The following is a 17584-nucleotide window of genomic DNA, read 5'->3' on the forward strand; positions in this document are numbered from 1 at the left end:
ACCGGAGACCATCGCCCGGTCACGGTTCGATCTCGACCGCAGACTCGGGCGCGCGGTCGTTCGGCACCGCTCGTGCACCGGCCCGGGCGCACAGCCGGGTCGGCGCTCCAAGGAACGCCCCATGATCGCGACCCTAGGATCGAGGGCATGGCCGGGTTCTGGGGTAAGCGCAAGCGCGAGGAGCAGCAGGAGCTCGAGACGCAGGACGCGGTCCTCGCAGCGCGGGCCCGCGCGGCCCTGGTCGCCGCCGACGAGCGCATCCGGGTCACGACCGACGAGCTCGACTTCGCCGACGCCGAGCTGGGCGCCGAGGCGACCGAGCCGCTCCGTGAGGCGCTGGCCGCGGTGCGGACGCACCTCGCCGAGGCGTTCCGCATGCATCAGCTGAACCACGACCACATTCCCGACACCCCCGACGAGCTGCGCGCCCGCAACTCGCGCATCGTGCAGCTCTGCGAGTGGGCGGAGGAACTGCTCGACGACCGGACCGCGGCCCTCGCCGAGCGCATCGCACGGGCCCGACGTGCGCCCGAGATCATCGCCGGCATCCGCGCCGACATCGACCGCCTTCGCGCCCGCATCCCGCACGCGCGCGAGACGGTCGACCGGCTCGCGGTGCGGTACGCGCCCGAGGCGCTCGCCCAGGTCGACGCGAACCCCGCCGAGGCCGACCAGCTGCTCGGATTCGCCGAGCACAGCGTCGGCGTGGCCGAACGTCGGCGCGAGGCGGGGCAACGCGAGCAGGCGAACCTGGCGCTCGAGGCATCCGCCGAATCGGTGCGCCGGGCGACCACGCTGCTCGACGCGGTGGAGACCTTCGAGGTCGAGGCGCTGCGCGCCGAGTCGACCCTCGCGGCGATCGTCGAGGATTCCCGAGGCGACCTCGTCGTCGCGCTGAAGGAACCGCACTCGCCCGGCGTCGCGCAGGCGGTCGCCGACCTGCAGGCCGCGCTCGCGAGCCTGCCGCCGGCCGGCGTGAACACCGATCCGTTCGCGCACCTCGACCGGCTCCGCGAGGCGAACACGGGGCTGGATGCCGCGATCGCCGCCGCGCGCGAACGCGCGGCTCGTCCGATACCTCCGCTCGAGCACGTGCGGCACGCCATCGACGACGCCGACCGGCAGCTCGCCGTCGCGCGCGACGTCATCGCCGGGCACCGCGGATGGATCGGAGCGGATGCCCGCACCCGGCTCGCCGAGGCCGAGCGCACCCGGCAGGACATCGACCGCTACCTCGGCGAGCCCGCGGCGACGGCCATCGTCATCGGCGACGACCACCGCGAGCACGCGATGGCGATCGCTCGACGAGCCGCCGCCCTCGCGGGCGAGGCGCTGCAGCTCGCACGGCGCGACATCGACTCGTCGCGGCCGCAGGATCCGGGGCAGTGGGGCGGGCCCGGTTCGGGTGGGCCGGGCTGGAACGGCGGCGGCCGCCGCGGTGGCGGCTCGGACGTCATGGGCGGCATCCTCGGCGGGCTCGTGATCGGCAGCATCCTCGACGGCATCTTCGACTGACGCCTGCGGTGGGTGCCACGGACCATGGTGTGCGCCGGGCGGTGCGGCCGACGACGGGCGTCGCGGCTCGCGAGGCCCGCGCCGGACACCTTGGACCATGGTGCGCGTCAGCCGGCGCTCGTAGAATCCATGCATGGCCGGGTTCTGGGCCAGGCGCAGGCGGAGTGCGCCCGAACTCGAGGCCCACGACGCGGGGTTGGCGACGCGGGCCGGGTCGGCGCTGGTCGCCGCCGACGAGCGCATCCGCGGGGCGGCCGAGGAGCTCGGCTTCGCCGAGGCATCCCTCGGGCCCGACGCGATCGCCGAGGCCGCCGAGACGCTCGTCGCCGCGCGTCGGCAGCTCAGCGATGCGTTCCGGCTGAACCGGCGCAACCACGACGCGCTGCCCGGGCCCGCCGACGAGGTGCGGGCGCGGTACCTGCGCGTGATCGAGTCGTGCGAGGCGATCGAGGGAGTGCTCTCCGAGCAGGCCGTCGACCTCGGCGAGCGGATGTCGCGGGCCCGCCGAGCTCCCGACCGGATCGCCGGCCTGCGCGCAGACATCCTTAGCCTTCGGGCGCGGCTCCCGTACGTGCGTGCGACGCTCGACCGGCTGGGCGCGCGCTACGCGCGCGAGGCGCTCGCGGGCATCGATGCCGACCCCGCCGAAGCCGACCGGCTGCTCGGGTTCGCCGCGCACAGCCTCGGCGTGGCCGAGCACCGGCAGTCCGACGGCGAGCTCGCCCACGCGGACGTCGCGCTCGAGGCATCCGCTCGATCGGTTCACCGCGCGGCGATGCTGCTCGACGCCGTCGAGATGTTCGAGGTGGAGGCGCTGCGCGCCGAGGCCGCGCTGCCCGCCCTCGCCGACGAGTGCCGACGCGAGCTCGCGGTCGCGCTCGGCGCGCCGCACTCCCCGGATGCCACCGCCGCGATCGTCGAACTGCAGGCGACGCTCGTCGTGCTGCCCGCCGCCGGCGTGGATACCGATCCGATCGGGCACCTGCGCCGATTGCGCGCTGCGCGCGACGCGCTGGATGCCGCGACGTCGGCCGCGACGGCGACCGCGACGGCACCCGATCGTGCGACCTCGCTCGCGACCGAGACCGCCCGCGATCGCTCGACGCGCGAGCCCGCCGACGCGGCGCCGCCACCGAGCGTGACGCACGTACACCACGCCGTCCGCGACGCCGACCGTCGCCTCGACCTCGCCCGCGACGCCGTCGCAGGGCACCCGGGACGGATCGGGGCCGAGGCGCTTCGCCGGCTCGCGGAGTCCGAGCGCATCCGGGTCGACCTCGGCCACTACCTCGGCAGTGCCTGCTCCGAGGTGACCGTGATCGTGACCGACGTCGCGCACCGCGCGCAGGTCATCGAGATGGCGCGTCGGGCCGCGAGCCTCGCGAGCGAGTCGCTGAGCCTCGCGCGCCGCGACCTCGGTGCGATGCGGGCGGAGCGCCTCGGGGCGTAGGCGCTGCCCCGCCCATCGACGCGGATCCCGTCGCGGTGATCCTCGGTTCGCGGACGATTCCTGCGGTGGAGTTCGGTTCCAAACCGGCCTCCACCGCAGAAATCGTCCGCGAATGCGAGCGGACGCCGCGCGACGCCCGGGGGTGACAGGTCGCGGCGGACCTACCCGAGGTGCCGCTCGAAGAACCGCGCCGCGTCGTCCCCAGCGAATACCGGGACCCCGGTGTGCCCACCCATGTTGGCGACGAGCGTCTTCTCGACCGAGCCGAACGCGTCGAAGAGATCGAGCGCCTGCTGCCGGTCGTTGTCGACGTCGTCCCACTGGAGCAGGACATGCAGCGGGATGGTGACGCAGCGCGCCTCCTCGATGATCGCGCGGGGCACGTAGCTGCCGGCGAAGAGGCCGGCGGCGACGATACGCGGCTCGGCGGCGGCCAGCCGGACGCCGACGGCGATGATGCCGCCGGAGAACCCGACCGGGCCGCCGATCTCGGGCAGTTCGAGGAGGGCGTCGAGGAGTCGCTGCCACTCGGGTGCCGACTGCTCGACCAAGGGGAGGACGAGGCGATCGACGACGTCTGCGCTCGGTCGGCCGCCGGCCAGGATCGCGGCGCGCAGCTCGGCGCGCGCCTGCTCGGCGCCGGGGGACGACGGCCGTTCGCCGCTGCCGGGGAGTTCGATCGTGGCCGAGGCGAAGCCCTGTCGGGCCGCCTGCCGGGCCCGGGCCGCGAGTCGCGGAAGCATCCGCTCGAGCCCGCCCGGGTGCCCCAGCAGGATCAGCGGGACCGGCGCGGAACCGGGTTCGAGTGCGGGCGCCGGTGTCCAGAGGATGCCAGGAATATCGTCGAGCGCGAACGGGCGCTCGACGACGCCGTCATCGTGACGGGGTTCAGAGGTGAAGTGCATGGTCGTGCCTTTCGGGAGCGTGCCAGAGCGGCGCCCCCGGCGACCTATCGCCCGACCGTGACCTCTGCGAGGAGCACCCACGTCGTTCGGTTCATGGGACCCACCTCCTCGATTCGTTGCGCGGCCCTCGAAGGCTAGCAGCGCGGGCCGCGCGCCGAAGGCCGCTTTCTGCGTTGGAGGTCGATTTCAAATGGGCCTCCACCGCAGAAACCGACCTTGATTTGGGGGATGCCGCGGCGCGACGGCCTGGGGCGAGGCGCGCATGCGATGACCGCCTCACACTGGCCTCGCTTCGCGCAGCACGGTGTCGGCGACATCCGCTTTCAGGCTCGATGCCGGAACGATATCGACCGGGGCGCCGAGGATCCGCTCCGCAGTGCTGCGCATCGTGCCGAGGCCGAACATGCCGACGTCGTCGGCGAGGTCGACGAGCAGATCGACGTCGCTGGTCGCCGACTCGTCGCCGCGACCGACGCTTCCGAAGACGCGGACGTTCGAGGCGCCGAGTGCTTCGAGTGCGGCAACCAACTCCTCGCGACAGGCGTTGAGGCGCGCGCGGAGTGGGTGAACACCAGGCTCGAGAGGTGTCTCCATCAGCACTCACAACTCACGGGTTCGCGGTGTCGCCCGAGCGGGCGGCTGAATTCATCATTGACCCCGCCCCCACCCCGCCGCTATCGTCACAAGGCTGCGCACCCGCGCGGCATCCCGGAGACCAGCACGAGGAAGGACGAGCCGCCGTGTATCTGCAGCACACGAATCGCCAGTCCTTCGTCGAGCCCGCGAAGCGCCGCCAAGAGCGGCGGCTTCGCACGCTCGAGCAGGTGCTCGAACCGGCACGCTGACGCGGCCGCGGCCCGATGGCCGCGAGAATCGCGTCACCCCGTGCCATCCGAGGCCCGGGGTTTCCTTCCGTCTGCGCGCGACGGGAGCCCTCGGGCTCCGCGATCCGCACCGACCCGCCCGCCCGCGAACGCGGGAGCGGAGCGGTGCGAACTGAACGCAACGCAACCAGACAGGAAAGGAACATGGAGAAGCTCTCCGCACGGCTCGTGTCGTGGGCGAGCCTGATCGACGAGAAGACCGTCGAGCAGGCCCGCACGTCGTCGACGATGCCGTTCATCTACCCGCACCTCGCGCTGATGCCCGACGCGCACCTGGGCCTCGGCGCCACCGTGGGGTCGGTCATCCCGACGCTCGGCGCGATCATGCCGGCCGCGGTCGGGGTCGACATCGGCTGCGGCATGATCGCCGTGAAGACGCAGTTCGAGGCATCCGACCTGCCCTCCGACCGGAGGGAGGTCCGGGAGCAGATCGAGCGCGCCATCCCGCTGTCGGCCGGTCACGCGAACCGCAAGGTCGTCGCGACCGCCGAGCCGCGCATCGCCGAGCTCGAGGCGCTCGCCGAGGCGAAGGGGTTCGACCCGGCGCGCTACCGGGGCGATTGGCGGCTGCAGCTGGGGTCGCTCGGCAGCGGCAACCACTTCATCGAGGTCTCGCTCGATGAGGCGGATGCCGTGTGGCTGTTCCTGCACTCCGGAAGTCGGGGCGTGGGCAACAAGATCGCGCAGCACCACATCCGGGTGGCGCAGGAGCTCTGCCGGAGGTGGTGGATCGACCTGCCCGACACGGACCTCGCGTACCTCGTCGAGGGCACGCCGGAGTTCTCGCGGTACATCGCGGAGCTGCGGTGGGCGCAGCACTTCGCGCTGCTGAACCGTGAGGAGATGATGGACCGGGTCATCCGGCAGGTCTCGGAGTGGGTTGGCGCGCCGGTGGAGGAGCGGGAGCGGATCAACTGCCACCACAACTTCACCGAGAGCGAGGAGCACTTCGGCAAGCGGGTGTGGGCGTCGCGGAAGGGTGCGATCCGGGCCGATGCCGGTCGGCCGGGCCTGATCCCGGGTTCGATGGGGACCGCGTCGTACGTGGTCGAGGGTCTGGGTGATCGGATGTCGCTGAACTCCTCACCGCACGGCGCGGGCCGGACGTACTCGCGTTCCGCCGCCCGGCGGACCTTCACGCAGGATCAGCTGCGGGAGGCGATGGCCGGCATCGAGTTCCGCGACACCGACGCGTTCATCGATGAGATCCCGGCGGCGTACAAGCCGATCGACCGGGTGATGGCGGATGCCGCGTCGCTCGTGCGGGTGCGGCACACGCTGCGGCAGGTCGTGAACGTGAAGGGGGACTGAGGGGTCGCATGACCGCTCAGCATGACGGATGCCGCGGCTCGCGCCCGCTCGGAGACGGGCGGGTGCGATCCGCGGCCAGGCGCGCGATCGGGTAGGTGACACATGGGTATCGATCTTGCTACCCTTGTGTCATGCCATACGGGGTCGCCGAATACGCCGCGAAGCTCGGGGTGTCCCGAGCAGCGGCGTACAAGCGCGTCCGGAGCGGCGCCGTCGGGGCCTACCGAGTGGGTTCGCAGTGGGTCGTGCCCGAACAGGCCTTGGCCGCGCCGCGACCGTCTGCACGGCCGATGTCCGCTGCGAACGCCGAGATCCTGCTCGCGGCGATCTCGAGTGGTCGCATCGCCGCCTCCGACCCGGTGGTCCGACGGAGGATCGCCGAGAAGGCGGGCCTCGTGCGTGCGGGCGACGTCGACGCGCAGCGGTTCTGGAGCTGGGTCAGGGCGCGCTCACCCCGCCTGGCACTCAGCGCGAGCGCGGCGGACCTACCCGACCTGCTCGACGACGCACGTCTCGTGCGGTCGGGGGTCTCCGACCCGCGCGCCGGCCTCGCGCCATCCGCTGTCGCCGAAGGCTACGTTTCGCCCGCAGATGTCGACGCCCTCGTGAAGGACTACTTGCTCGTCGAGAGCGACCGTCCGAACGTCTGGCTGCACGTGGCCGACATCGCGCTCGACGATGAGGGCCGCGTCCCGATCGGCTTCGTCATCGCCGACCTGCTCGACCACAGCAGCGCGCGCGAGCGCGGGCACGCGGATCAGCTGCTGACCGAGCTGCGCCGGTGAGCGGCGACCCGCCGCGCGAGATTGCGGCAGTGGGGCGCACGGCGGCCGAACCCGTGAAGTTCCGATCCTCGCACCCCGATGGGCTCAACGTACCCGGCGACATGTGCGACAGATTCGATGGTATTGACCAGTCGCACCGCAGTTCAGGCAGAGACCAAGATGGATCGAACCGCCATGAGGCAGCGTGCTCCGTGCGCTGGTCTCATTGGATCCAGCAGTCTCCCGTTGGTACCAGCTGAGAATCTCTTCTCTCTGTGCGTCATTGCGGTCCCAGTGTGACGAAGCCAGATAGTTGCGCATCGAGATGAGCGAGCTCGTCCTCTCCGCTGGAGTCAATTCCTCCCACCGCCGAATTCGATCGCGCTGGTTGAGGACGTCGAGGCGTGAATCTCCCGCGCTGATCGCGAGAAATCGCCGCCAGAGCCGAGCCTTGCCACGCTCATCTGCAGTGCCGTGCTTGCGGCGTAGAAATTCGAGGCGAGACTCATCCCGTTTCATGATCGAAGCCCGTCCACGAGGTATCCGGAGTGCGATCGCTCAAGCCGACCGGTCTCGAGGCCGTGCTGCAGTCCAGCGCCCAGCCGGGCATCGATTGCTGAGGTAAGGCGCTTGCCACCGAACATCCCGAGTGCCTCGCGCTTCAGCTCCGTCTCGTCCATGCCTCCTGAGAGCGCGGCTGCGACGCGCATCGCGTTCGCGATCTCGACGAGCGAGATGTACTCGGGGTCGCGGGAGGATCCGGGCTGCGCACGGCGCACGCCGCGCCAGGTCTGCGGGTCGAGGTCGACCGGCCACAGGAACGTGCGCTCCCCCGTCGAACGCCTGAACTCGGGCGGAACGCATCGGAGGATGGCCGCGGCTCGAGCCTGCGCGACGCGTTCGAGTCCGAAACCTCCCGCCACGACCTTCGCGAGCCTGATCGAGTGAATCGGCCCTTCAGCTGCGAGCGCGGCACGGATCGCCTTTCCGACTCGATCGGCCGCAGCCGAGCGCGGCAATTCATCAAGCGTCGATATCGAGCCGAGCCGCCCTGGCACCCACTCCCTGAACTCCGTGACATCAGGGTGCGTCGCAGCCTGTGCGGGAGCGGGAGTCGTAGCGATCTGGCTCGCTCGTATCGGCATGTCGAGCGACACATCGGCGTCGGTCGGCTGTCCTCGACGGGGCTGTCTCTCGGAATCGGACGGGACGGGCCGCGAGGCATCCGGCGACGGCATGACGGGCGGGATCGGAGCGGGCGCCGCATCCGCCTCACGCGCTCGATCCACCGCCTCCAGGAGTCGCGCGACAGTCTCCTCACGATTGTGCAGCCACTCCGGCAGCCAGACACGCTCGACTCCAGGCCATCGCATGAGCCCCTTGAGCACCTCGACGGGCAGCCCGTCACGGTCTGCCACGGTCTGGCGCGCGCGCCAGTTCTCGCCGTCGAGGAGCACCGCGACGAGGGGGCGTTCCGGCTCAGCGGCATCGGCGATGCTGAGGTCGACGCGGAACTCGGAGAGCCCGACATCGGTGCGCACGGCATAGCCGGCGGCGCGCAGCTCGGCGGCGATGTCGTCGCGGTGACGATCGATGCGCGGCATCCGTCGCCCGTCGTCGGTGACCGCTTCGACCCCGCGAGCCGCCAGCTCGAGGTAGGCCTTCAGGTGCTTGATGCCGACCGAACTCGTCTGCTCGGCTCGAAGCTGATCGGGGTCGAAGCTCGCGAACAGGATCACCTGTCGCCGGGCCCGCGTCACCGCGACGTTGAGTCGGCGCTCGCCGCCGGCCCGTCCGAGCGGTCCGAAGTTGAGCGGGAGCACGCCGTTGTCGTTCGTGCTGAACGCGACCGAGAACAGGATGCAGTCGCGCTCGTCGCCCTGCACGTTCTCGAGGTTCTTCACGAACAGGCCGTCGGGCTCGTCGAGGGCCCGGAGGATGCGTTCGTCACCGCTGTCTCGCAGCAGGTTGTCGATGAGGTCGCGCTGCTGCGCGTTGAAGGTGATGACCCCCACCGACGGTGACTCGTCGGGCGACGCCCAGAACCGACGTTGGATGTCGTCGACGATGGCCTCGGCTTCCACGCGGTTCGTGCGCAGGGTCTTGCCCTTGCCGGAGCGCTCGAAGTGACCGTTCACGCGCACGAACGAGATCCCGTGCCCGTCGATCGCGTCGTTCGCGCCGCTGGCCACCGGAGCAGGGAACGACGACAGGCGATTCTCGTAGTAGTGGTGGTTGCTGAATGCGATCAGCGATTCGTCCTGGCTCCGGTAGTGCCACGAGAGCCACTTGCGGGGCACCTGCGCCTGCACGCTCTCGCTGAGGATCGATTCCTCGTCGACGACGGTCTCGGGCGTGTACTCGATGTCTTCGTCGACCGACGCGCTCGACTCGGCGAAGCTCGTGGGCGGCATCTGCTTGCTGTCGCCGACCACGATGACCGAGGAACCGCGCCCCATGGCGCCCACCGCATCGGCGACGCGGATCTGGGACGCCTCGTCGAAGACGACGATGTCGAAGAGGTCGGGGCGGGCGGGGAAGAAGCGCGCGACCGAGTCCGGACTCATCAACGTGCACGGCATGATCTGGGTGATGAGTTCCCCGTAGTTGTCGAGCATCGCTCGCACGCTCATGCCGCCGCGCTGGCGCTCGAGCTGCCTGCGCAGGCCACCGACCAGGCCGCCGGCTGCGTTCACCGAGAACGTGCGTGCGGAGAGGAGATCCGATGGGATCACCCGCGGGAGGTGGCCCCGCACGGCGTGCGTCGAGGCGGTGAAGCGCGCGATCGAATTGTTCTGGGCCTGAGGGTCGAAGGCGCCCAAGGCCGTGGCATCCTCGCGTTCGGCGATGGAGGCACGCGCGACGCCCTTGTCGAAGGCGATCGCGGCATCTTCTGCGGCGATCTCGCCGCGAAGCAGTGAGTCGCGGGCCGCAACGAGCCCGGCCGTCCGCAGCGGTTCGAGGGAGCGCACGAAGTCGAGCCAGCGATTGAGCGTCACGGGCTCACTCGTGTCGAGTCGGCGTGCGCTGCGCGTCTCCCACCAGCGCTTCACGAACGACTCATCGCCGAGCCAGTCGTTTGCCTTCGTCGTCGGAGTGCCCGCCGCCGTGTCGAACTCGCGCCATGTCGTCACCAGGTGCTCGAGCTCGGCAGCCGCATCACCGGCGCTCGTCCGCGCGAAGTAGTCGCGGATCGCGATGATCCGCGGATCTGTCCGGTCCTTGAGCGACTCCCCGAGCCACATGATCCAGCGAAGGCGTGAGTCGAACGTCTTCACGTCGGCTTCGACGAGCGGGTTCCAGCCCGAGTCGATCAGCGGCAGGGGAACCTTGCGGATCGCCTCGCGCAACGACTCGACTTCCGCCATGGTGGCGGCCATCTCGCCGGTCAGCACCGAAAGGTTCTTGAGCCTGATGGACTTCGGTTCGACGATCAGCTCGTCCGCGAATCGAGCCAGCACCGCCTGCCGCCGCTTCTTGCGACCGAAGAAGCTGGAGGCATCCGCTGCGAGGGCATCCTGATGGATTGCCTGAACGTCGCGGGCCAGGACGGTCGGCCGTACCTGGCTCACCCATGCCGGCACGGCGAACGACGCGACGCGCGCCGAGACTCCCCGCAGGTAGGCGAGCCATTCGTCCTGCGCAAGGGAGTCGAGTGTCGCCACCGGATGTCGCGGGGCCCGCGAGATCTGGGCCCACGCCTGCAACTCGTCGGGGCTCGACGAAAGTGCCAGTTCGTCGAGCCCGATGCCCGCCTGCTGGGCCGCCTCGAGCGCAGCGTGGAACTCTCGCGCGGTGCGGTGCACATGCGCCGCGTCGACCCGGGTGCCGGGTCGCTCGTCGATGAACCCCCACGGATGCCGCGGCTCGGGTCGCGCGAGGTCGGCAGTCTCCGGAAGGCGCCGTAGAGCGCTCCGTAACGCTTCGACCTGCTCGGGAACGGAGCTCGACACGAGTTCCGCCGGGACCTCGAGTGCGGGCGCGTCGGGGTCGAGGGCGAGTTCGGTGGTGCGTGCGGTGTACAGGGACATCCCCGCGGCATTTGGCTCGTGGAGTCGTTGGGCGTAGCGGGCCAGCGACCGTCGGCTCGCCTCGGCGGTCTCAGAGTCGGCTTGGAGCTTCGCCCGGTCGGCGCCCACCGTGAGCTCGAGCGCCGTCTTGATCTGGGCACGCACGGCTGCGGGCCGGGCGGACTTGTCATGCAGGTCGAGCGAGAGGTCGCCCAGGCCGACCGATTCGAGGCGCTTCTTCACCACGTCGAGCGCCGCACGCTTCTCGGCGACGAAGAGCACGCGCTTGCCCGCGGCGAGCGAGCGCGCCAGGAGGTTCGTGATCGTCTGCGACTTGCCGGTGCCGGGAGGTCCCTCGAGCACGAAGGTGCGGCCCCCGACGGCGTCGGCGACGGCCTCGAGCTGCGAACCGTCGGCAGGGACCGGCACGACCGCGCCGAGTTCGTCGAGGTCGGCCGGCAGAACCTCGGTCACCGGGTCCTGGAACGGTTGCAGCGGGGTGTGGATGAGGTGTGAGACGAGCGGGTTTTTCGCGAGCGCCTCCCAGTTGTCGTCGAGGTCCTTCCATAGCGGGAACTTCGCGAACTGCAGGATCGAGAGGTCGACGGTCTCTTCCACCCGGAACGGGAGCCCGGCCGACGCGATCGCCTCGCGGGCAGCGCGGAATGCCGCGCCGAGGTCGATGCCCGAGTCATCCTCCACCGGCGTCTGCAGGCCGGGTATCTCGAGACCGAACGCGACGCTCAGCTTCTCGAGCAGGCAGTAGTTGGGCGTCGAGGCACCTGCCTCGTCGAGCGAGAGCTGGTAGACCTGCCCGCGATTCGTGGTCGACATGTTCACTGGAACCAGCACCAGCGGCGAGCGAAGGTCGCGGTCGTTGAACCGCCAGTGCAGCATGCCGAAGGCGAGGTACAGGTTGTTGGCGCCCGTTTCCTCGACGATCGTCTTGGCCTTGTAGGCGAGGTAGCGGAGCTTGCTGGTGTACGCGGCGCCGGTGATGTCGATGTAGGCCCGGCGCTTGGCGGCGAGGGTCTCCTCGCGGAGCGGCTCGGGAAGGTCCCGCGCGTAGCGGACTCCGCGTTCGTGGTCGACCGACGGGATGTCGTCGGAGGCGACCAGCGTGATCGTGGCGCCGGCGTTCACGGCGTCCTCGAGTCGGGCGACGGCGGGCGCCGGCACTTCGAGTCGATACCCCGCTCGCGCGGTGTAGTTGATGAGCTTGTTTCGCAGGCTCAGGTCGAGGAGGGCGTTCTTCCAGAGCTGGACGCGGCGAGGCACCGCGGTCCGCTCGGCCGGTGCTCCGTCGCCGCTCGGCTGTCCGTAGTACGGGGCGATGACCGCGGCTGCCGGCGGTTGGTACGTCGTGATCGTCGTGGTGCCGTCGGCCGCTCGCGATCGACTCGGGAGCGGGTAGATCTGGTGCCCGCGGGCCTCTCGGACGTCGCTGACGCCGAGCAGTGCGTCGGAGTCCCCGTCGAGGAATCGCGTTCGCGGTGCGCGGTTCGCTTCACCGAAGGGCAGCGAGTCGTCCCCGCCGGTGAGCATGGTCGTCTCGACGAGCGCGATGTGCCCGAGGTCGACGAGGTTCGCGATCTCCATCGGATCCGTGGTCGCCACCACTCCGAGCGAGGTGTCGGAGCGCCAGTACCCGAGGAATGCGTGGCTTTTCGCGATCCAGAGCGTGGTGTTGATACCGAGTTGTTCGAGCGCCGCCGCCAGGGTCACGGTGGTGTCGAGGCAGGTGCCGAGGCGCTCGTCGAGCACCTCGCCCGGCGTGCGCACGCGCTGACCGCGTTGACCCCAGCTAGCGGGCGGCTCGGCATAGCGGATGTCGCGTGCCCTCATCGCGTCGTACACGGCGGTGACGATCGCATCCACTCGAATCGGGTTCTCGCTCTGATAGGCGTCGAGGTCGCCGCGGCCGGTTTCGGCCTTCAGGCGATCGGACGCCTCGACGAGCAACGAACCCAATGCGGGCGAGTTCGGCTGCACGTGCGCCGCGAGCATCTCGAGGCCGAGATGGAGCGGATTCGCGATCCACTGGTTGCCTGCCAGGATCTCGACGTCGATCGATGTCTCCGTGAGCGTCGCGCCCGCGGCATCCCGAAGCGTGGCGCGAATGCGACCGTGCTGCTGCACGTCGATCTCGAGCATGCGGGCGGGGTCGAGCAGGAGCTCGAGATCACGCAACGTCGTCGTTTCGCCGGTTTCGAGGTCGACCAGATGCACCTTCGGATCGCCGAGCGATCCGGTCGCGCTCACCACCTCAACCTCGAGCGATGCGGCTCGCATGTCGGCGGGCACACCGGTGATCGAGATCTCGTCGATGACGGCGATCCGACTCAGTGCCATCGGGTAGCTCAGCACGGGGATGGCGCTGATCGCGATCGATGGAACCCCTGTCGGCGATGCCGTCGGCTTCGGTTCTGTCGGGGGAGCCGGGGCCAACTCGATCGGCGCGTAATCCGAGACCGGGCGTGGCTCAGCCGGTCGCACCGGCAGCAGCGGCGCTTTGAGTTCGGCGATTTGGTCGGCCTCGTCGTCAGCGGCGATCAGACGAAGTAGCAGTTCCATCGAATCCATCGCCCGGTAGGCCGATGCCACCGAGAACTCCTCGTTGTGCGCCCACCTGTTGCGGACGTCGCGGAGCTCGCTGGCATAGTTCGTGCCCTGGCGGGACAGCGACCGGTCGAACGGGAATCCAAGCTCGCCGAGTCGTTCAGTCATCGCGCGGAGCATCAGCGAGAGGTCGCGATTCGAGTACGTCAGGTTGTGCCGCCCCGACGCCTTGTCCTTGCGTTGCATGACCGATGTCCAGTCCGGCACGTCCGGGGCAGCCTCGCGCATCACGCGTTCGACGAACGGCTTGAGCCCGCCGATCAGGACGGCGAGCGCCTCGCCCACGTTGGAGTGGTGGTTCGGGTCGTCCATGTTCGCCTTCCTCGAATGCTCACTGGCTAGCCGGTTCACGTTAGGGGTAGCGACCGACATCGAGCACGCCCTCCCGAGGGTAGTCAGCACAGGTCACATCGTCGTGACGTCCCCGATTGGCAGGTGTGCCCAATTCGGGGGTGGAGCACGGTGGTGGCCGACCTATACGCGCAGGCCTGCTCTCTCTGCAAGCTCTGCTAGTCCCCCCGAATTTGGGGGACGTATCAGAACGCGAACGCCGCATGGATTGTGCCATGTTCTTGCACATGGCTGACTTTCGAAATGCGAGCTGGGGGATGACCCAGGCGCAGGTGCGCTCCCTCGAGATCGATGAGCCGATGCTCGACGAAGCGGGCACGCTCATCTATGAGGTGGATGTGGCTTCGATGGACGCGAACGCCTTCTACGAATTCCACGACGGCGAGCTCGCAAGGGCCTCGTACATCTTCGGAAGGGAGCGCTCATCACCGAACAGATATGTGGGTGACTTCAACCGACTCCTCGAGCTATACACCCGGAAGTACGGCGAGCCGGATGGAAGTTTCACTCAGTGGCATGACACCCTCTACCGGGATGACCCGAACAATTGGGGTCACGCGGTTGAGCGCGGCGACGTGGCCTTCTACGCGAGGTGGTCAACCGCGGAGTCGGTGGTGAGCATCATGCTGAGTGGAGGCAACTACAAGGCGAGCATCTACGCTCGCTACGTATCGCTGGCGCATGAGGCGGCACTGGAGGATTCCGAAAGCCGCGAAGAACTCGACATGATCTGAAGACGACCAATCAGTTCCAGTTTCACTTTTCGGACCGACTAGGTCATGCGGCGAATTGATGCAATCGACGCGCGGAATGAATCCGATCGGGCCCTATGCCATCCAGGCCGATGCCGGCCGGCCGGACCTGACCCCGAGTTGAATCGGCACCGCGTCGTACCTGGTCGAGGGCCTGGGTGATCGGATGGCGCAGAGGTCCGCGCCGCGCGGCGCGGGCAGGACCTACTCGCTCTCAGCCGCCCGGAGACGGTCCGGTGCTGCCCGCGGCCTTTCGTCGTGCGCCCGCGGGCGCCGGATGACGCAACCTTCCTCGACGCTCATCACAGGTTCACGAGGGGCAGCTGTCGGCTGTTCGGTCATGCTCCCACTTCTTCGTCGCGATTCGACGTAGGACGAGGGACGGATCCGTGACGCCTCGTCGTTCTTCAGCCGGCGGCGCTGCCGGCTGCGCTGAATGCCTCGAGTACCTCGCGTGGGAGGCGCCCACGGACTCCGACCGAGTACCCGTTCTCGAGCGCCCACTGCCGGATAACCGCAGGCGAAGGTCCGCTGTAAGCGGCGGTTGTGGCGACGACCGAAGAGGGCGCTACCTCTCGATCTCGCTGCGAGGGCGCGGGGGTTCCGGCGCCCTCGACTTCGCTCGCCGCGGGTGGCGTCGCCAGCGCAGGCTGCACGTGCTTGAGGAGCATCTCGAACGTCGCCGGGTCGACGATCCTCGTGCTCAGCTCGTGTGCCCTCTTCAGCTTGCCGCCGGTGAACGAGCCATCCGTGACCAGCATCGCCGTGAACCGCGAGACGTTCCCCATGACTCGAATTCCGAGCTCTCCGGCGCGGCGTTCGAGGCGATCGCGCACGGCATCATCGCACCCAGTGAACGCGACCTTGTCACCCACGCGCAGCGGTTCGCCGTGCGACCAGTCCTCCGAGAGCGGCTGAAGCCCCTGTCCCAGCCTCGCGGCGCGTGCCTCGTCCGCATGCTTGACGATCTCGAGCACGGAATCCTGGTCGACGTCGAGGAGTTCAGCGATCGCGTTCAGCTGCGCTCGTTCGTCTCGCGAGACGTGGCCGTCGTCCACGGCTCGGTGCGCGAGCGCGAGCACGAAAGCCCGATTTGCGGCCCGGATATCACTGACATCGAGTTGATAAATCGAGGCGTAGTCGTTGAGGATGACCGCCTCATCCTCCGAAACCTCACCGTCTTCGAGAGCCTCCAGGAGCGCCTCGAGGTACGTCATCGTGCCCTCAGGCGCGCCCTCGTCCAGCGCCTCGAGCAGGCTGAGCCCCGTCAGCTGTTCCAGAAGCGGAGGCTGCGCCGGCCGAGACGCGCTCATCCGGGTTGAAGCGGTGGTCGGTTGCGCCGAAGCGGGTCGGGAGCGTGGGGTCCGGACCGGTCCATCCGGCCAGGACACGGCGCGAGCCTGCTCGAAGATTCCGACCAGATCGCCGTGCACATCGCGTGCTGCAGCACGATCGAGGTAGTAGCGCAGTAGGCCGGCGGCGGCTCGCGCATCTCCAAGCGCCGAGTGCGCATCGCTCAGCGGGACGCCCGTGGCCCAGCAGCAGTCAGCGAGTCGCCGCCGATGCATGTCGGGGAGGTAGTGGTAGCTGCCGTGGAGGGTGCAGAACGACGGCAACCACGGCATGTCCCAGCCGGCGAGGGTGAACTCCGACCGGAGGAAGGCGAGGTCGAACTTCGCATTGTGTGCTGCCACGGGCAGACCGCCCAGTCGATCAACGATGGTTCCCGCGACCTCGTGGAAGAGCGGTGCGTCGGCGACATCCGCGGCGGTGATCCCGTGGATGTGCGTCGCGCCGACAGGACCCTCAGGATTGAACCGGCTGGTCCACTCGTCGATTACAGCCCCTCGCGCATCGACTCGCACGACGGCCAGTTCCAAGACGCGGCCGGCTTTCGGTGACAGACCGGTCGTCTCGACGTCGATGACTGCGAATGAGGGAACCGCCTGGCGGGCGGTGATGGTCGCCTGCTGTCGGGTGTCGCCGCCCTGTCGAGGGAGGGCGTCCGCCTGCTGGAGAAGATCGCCAGCGGTCGGGTGCGACGGCGCGGACTTGCGACGGTCGGCTCGCCCGAAGAGTCGGTCGAAGAAGCTCATGGCGCCCTTTCGTAGGGGTAAAGGCTCAGGTGAGGGAACCCCCATGCTCTCGAAACGCGAGGCATCGCCGCGGTCCGACACGCCATCCGTTCTCGTGAATTTCGCTGTGGGTCGATTCCTTCCCGTTTCCCGCCCGACAAGCGACCGTCAGATGAGCAGGTGGGTGTCGCTGCGCTCAGCACATGGCGACTGCGGCTACTGGCCGCGGTGTCCGTCGTGCTTCTCAGACTGATGCGGCTGTGCTTGTGACAGAGGGGCCGGGCACAATGAAGTGCCCGACAGCCCCGAATAGAACAGCGAGATACGGTGCCCTCATTCTTCAGCCGAATAAAGGCCGCATTTGCCACCGAGCCAGAGGCTCATGTGAAGCACGTGCCGACACTTGTTCAGCGATTGGAGTCGGCTCGAGTGGCCGCGGAGACCGCGGAGGCGCGCGCGCCGGAGATGGTTGGCTTCTCGACAGCGAGAACACTTCACAAAGCGTTTGAGGGTCGAAACGGCGAGCATGAATTCTACGCAAACTGCAATCTCGAAACACGCCTCAAGGATGTTCGATCCGCCCAAGCCGACGACACTGAGTTGAAGCGCTGCGGAAGGTGCTATCCCTCGACCGCGCAACGGTCTGCACCTCGGCGGAAGACGCTGGCGCGGCGCTCGCCGGCGCTTGTTTTCCTCGTTGCACCACAGCCCGAGGAGGACGTGGTCATCCTGAAGGCCTGGTTCGCAAACGAGTACGGCCAAATTGACAAGAGTCGCGGCCTCATCGCAAGAGCGACCGTGTCTGACGTCAGTGGCGCGGACATGCCGCCGCGAGACAAGTGGATGACCTCGAAAGACACCGATCGTATTTACACGTTGCAGGGCGAAGTTCGAGATGGACTCTTTCAGCTTGACGACGCAATCCGAGACGCCATGAAAGGTGCGTGA

At 68.9% G+C, this 17584-nt stretch carries 10 protein-coding genes; 6 read left to right on the forward strand and 4 right to left on the reverse strand.

The genetic code is table 11. The features are described 5' to 3' along the window. Positions 1 to 147: 147 nt before the first annotated feature. Both ACSJD1_RS03295 and ACSJD1_RS03300 read left to right on the forward strand, forming a co-directional pair. Complete coding sequence (locus tag ACSJD1_RS03295; protein WP_438853884.1) at positions 148 to 1515, forward strand: hypothetical protein; 1368 nt, start codon at positions 148 to 150, stop codon at positions 1513 to 1515. Between the two features lie 133 nt (positions 1516 to 1648). Beyond that, positions 1649 to 2965: a hypothetical protein gene (locus tag ACSJD1_RS03300; RefSeq protein WP_438853885.1), complete on the forward strand. Its 1317-nt coding sequence runs from the start codon at positions 1649 to 1651 to the stop codon at positions 2963 to 2965. Between the two features lie 161 nt (positions 2966 to 3126). Here ACSJD1_RS03300 and ACSJD1_RS03305 read toward each other — a convergent pair whose 3' ends face one another. Beyond that, a complete protein-coding gene (locus ACSJD1_RS03305; protein WP_438853886.1) occupies positions 3127 to 3870 on the reverse strand; it encodes a dienelactone hydrolase family protein in 744 nt (247 codons plus the stop codon). Positions 3871 to 4146: 276 nt separating this feature from the next. Then, on the reverse strand, positions 4147 to 4464 hold the full coding sequence (locus ACSJD1_RS03310; RefSeq protein WP_438853887.1) for a nucleotidyltransferase family protein: 318 nt from the start codon (positions 4462 to 4464) through the stop codon (positions 4147 to 4149). A gap of 434 nt (positions 4465 to 4898) precedes the next feature. Between ACSJD1_RS03310 and ACSJD1_RS03315 the strand changes: the two genes are divergently transcribed. Both ACSJD1_RS03315 and ACSJD1_RS03320 read left to right on the forward strand, forming a co-directional pair. Next, the gene (locus tag ACSJD1_RS03315; RefSeq protein ID WP_438853888.1) at positions 4899 to 6065 is read left to right on the forward strand and encodes an RtcB family protein; all 1167 of its coding nucleotides are present in this window, start codon (positions 4899 to 4901) and stop codon (positions 6063 to 6065) included. Positions 6066 to 6196: 131 nt separating this feature from the next. After that, positions 6197 to 6850, forward strand: a complete 654-nt coding sequence (locus ACSJD1_RS03320) for a helix-turn-helix domain-containing protein (protein WP_438853889.1) — start codon at positions 6197 to 6199, stop codon at positions 6848 to 6850. 494 nt (positions 6851 to 7344) lie between these two features. Here ACSJD1_RS03320 and ACSJD1_RS03325 read toward each other — a convergent pair whose 3' ends face one another. Continuing rightward, on the reverse strand, positions 7345 to 13770 hold the full coding sequence (locus tag ACSJD1_RS03325) for a DUF4011 domain-containing protein (protein WP_438853890.1): 6426 nt from the start codon (positions 13768 to 13770) through the stop codon (positions 7345 to 7347). 296 nt (positions 13771 to 14066) lie between these two features. On the opposite strand from ACSJD1_RS03325, the gene ACSJD1_RS03330 reads away from it, so the two are divergent. Next, complete coding sequence (locus ACSJD1_RS03330; RefSeq protein ID WP_438853891.1) at positions 14067 to 14543, forward strand: hypothetical protein; 477 nt, start codon at positions 14067 to 14069, stop codon at positions 14541 to 14543. Between the two features lie 425 nt (positions 14544 to 14968). Here ACSJD1_RS03330 and ACSJD1_RS03335 read toward each other — a convergent pair whose 3' ends face one another. Continuing rightward, positions 14969 to 16657 (reverse strand): exonuclease domain-containing protein, encoded by a 1689-nt coding sequence (locus ACSJD1_RS03335; protein WP_438853892.1) that lies wholly within the window; start codon positions 16655 to 16657, stop codon positions 14969 to 14971. Between the two features lie 408 nt (positions 16658 to 17065). On the opposite strand from ACSJD1_RS03335, the gene ACSJD1_RS03340 reads away from it, so the two are divergent. After that, positions 17066 to 17584 carry a hypothetical protein gene (locus ACSJD1_RS03340; protein ID WP_438853893.1) on the forward strand — a complete coding sequence of 173 codons (519 nt, stop codon included), beginning with the start codon at positions 17066 to 17068 and terminating at the stop codon, positions 17582 to 17584.

The organism is Agromyces excoecariae, from assembly GCF_051715505.1.
In the GTDB taxonomy this organism is placed as follows: domain Bacteria; phylum Actinomycetota; class Actinomycetes; order Actinomycetales; family Microbacteriaceae; genus Agromyces.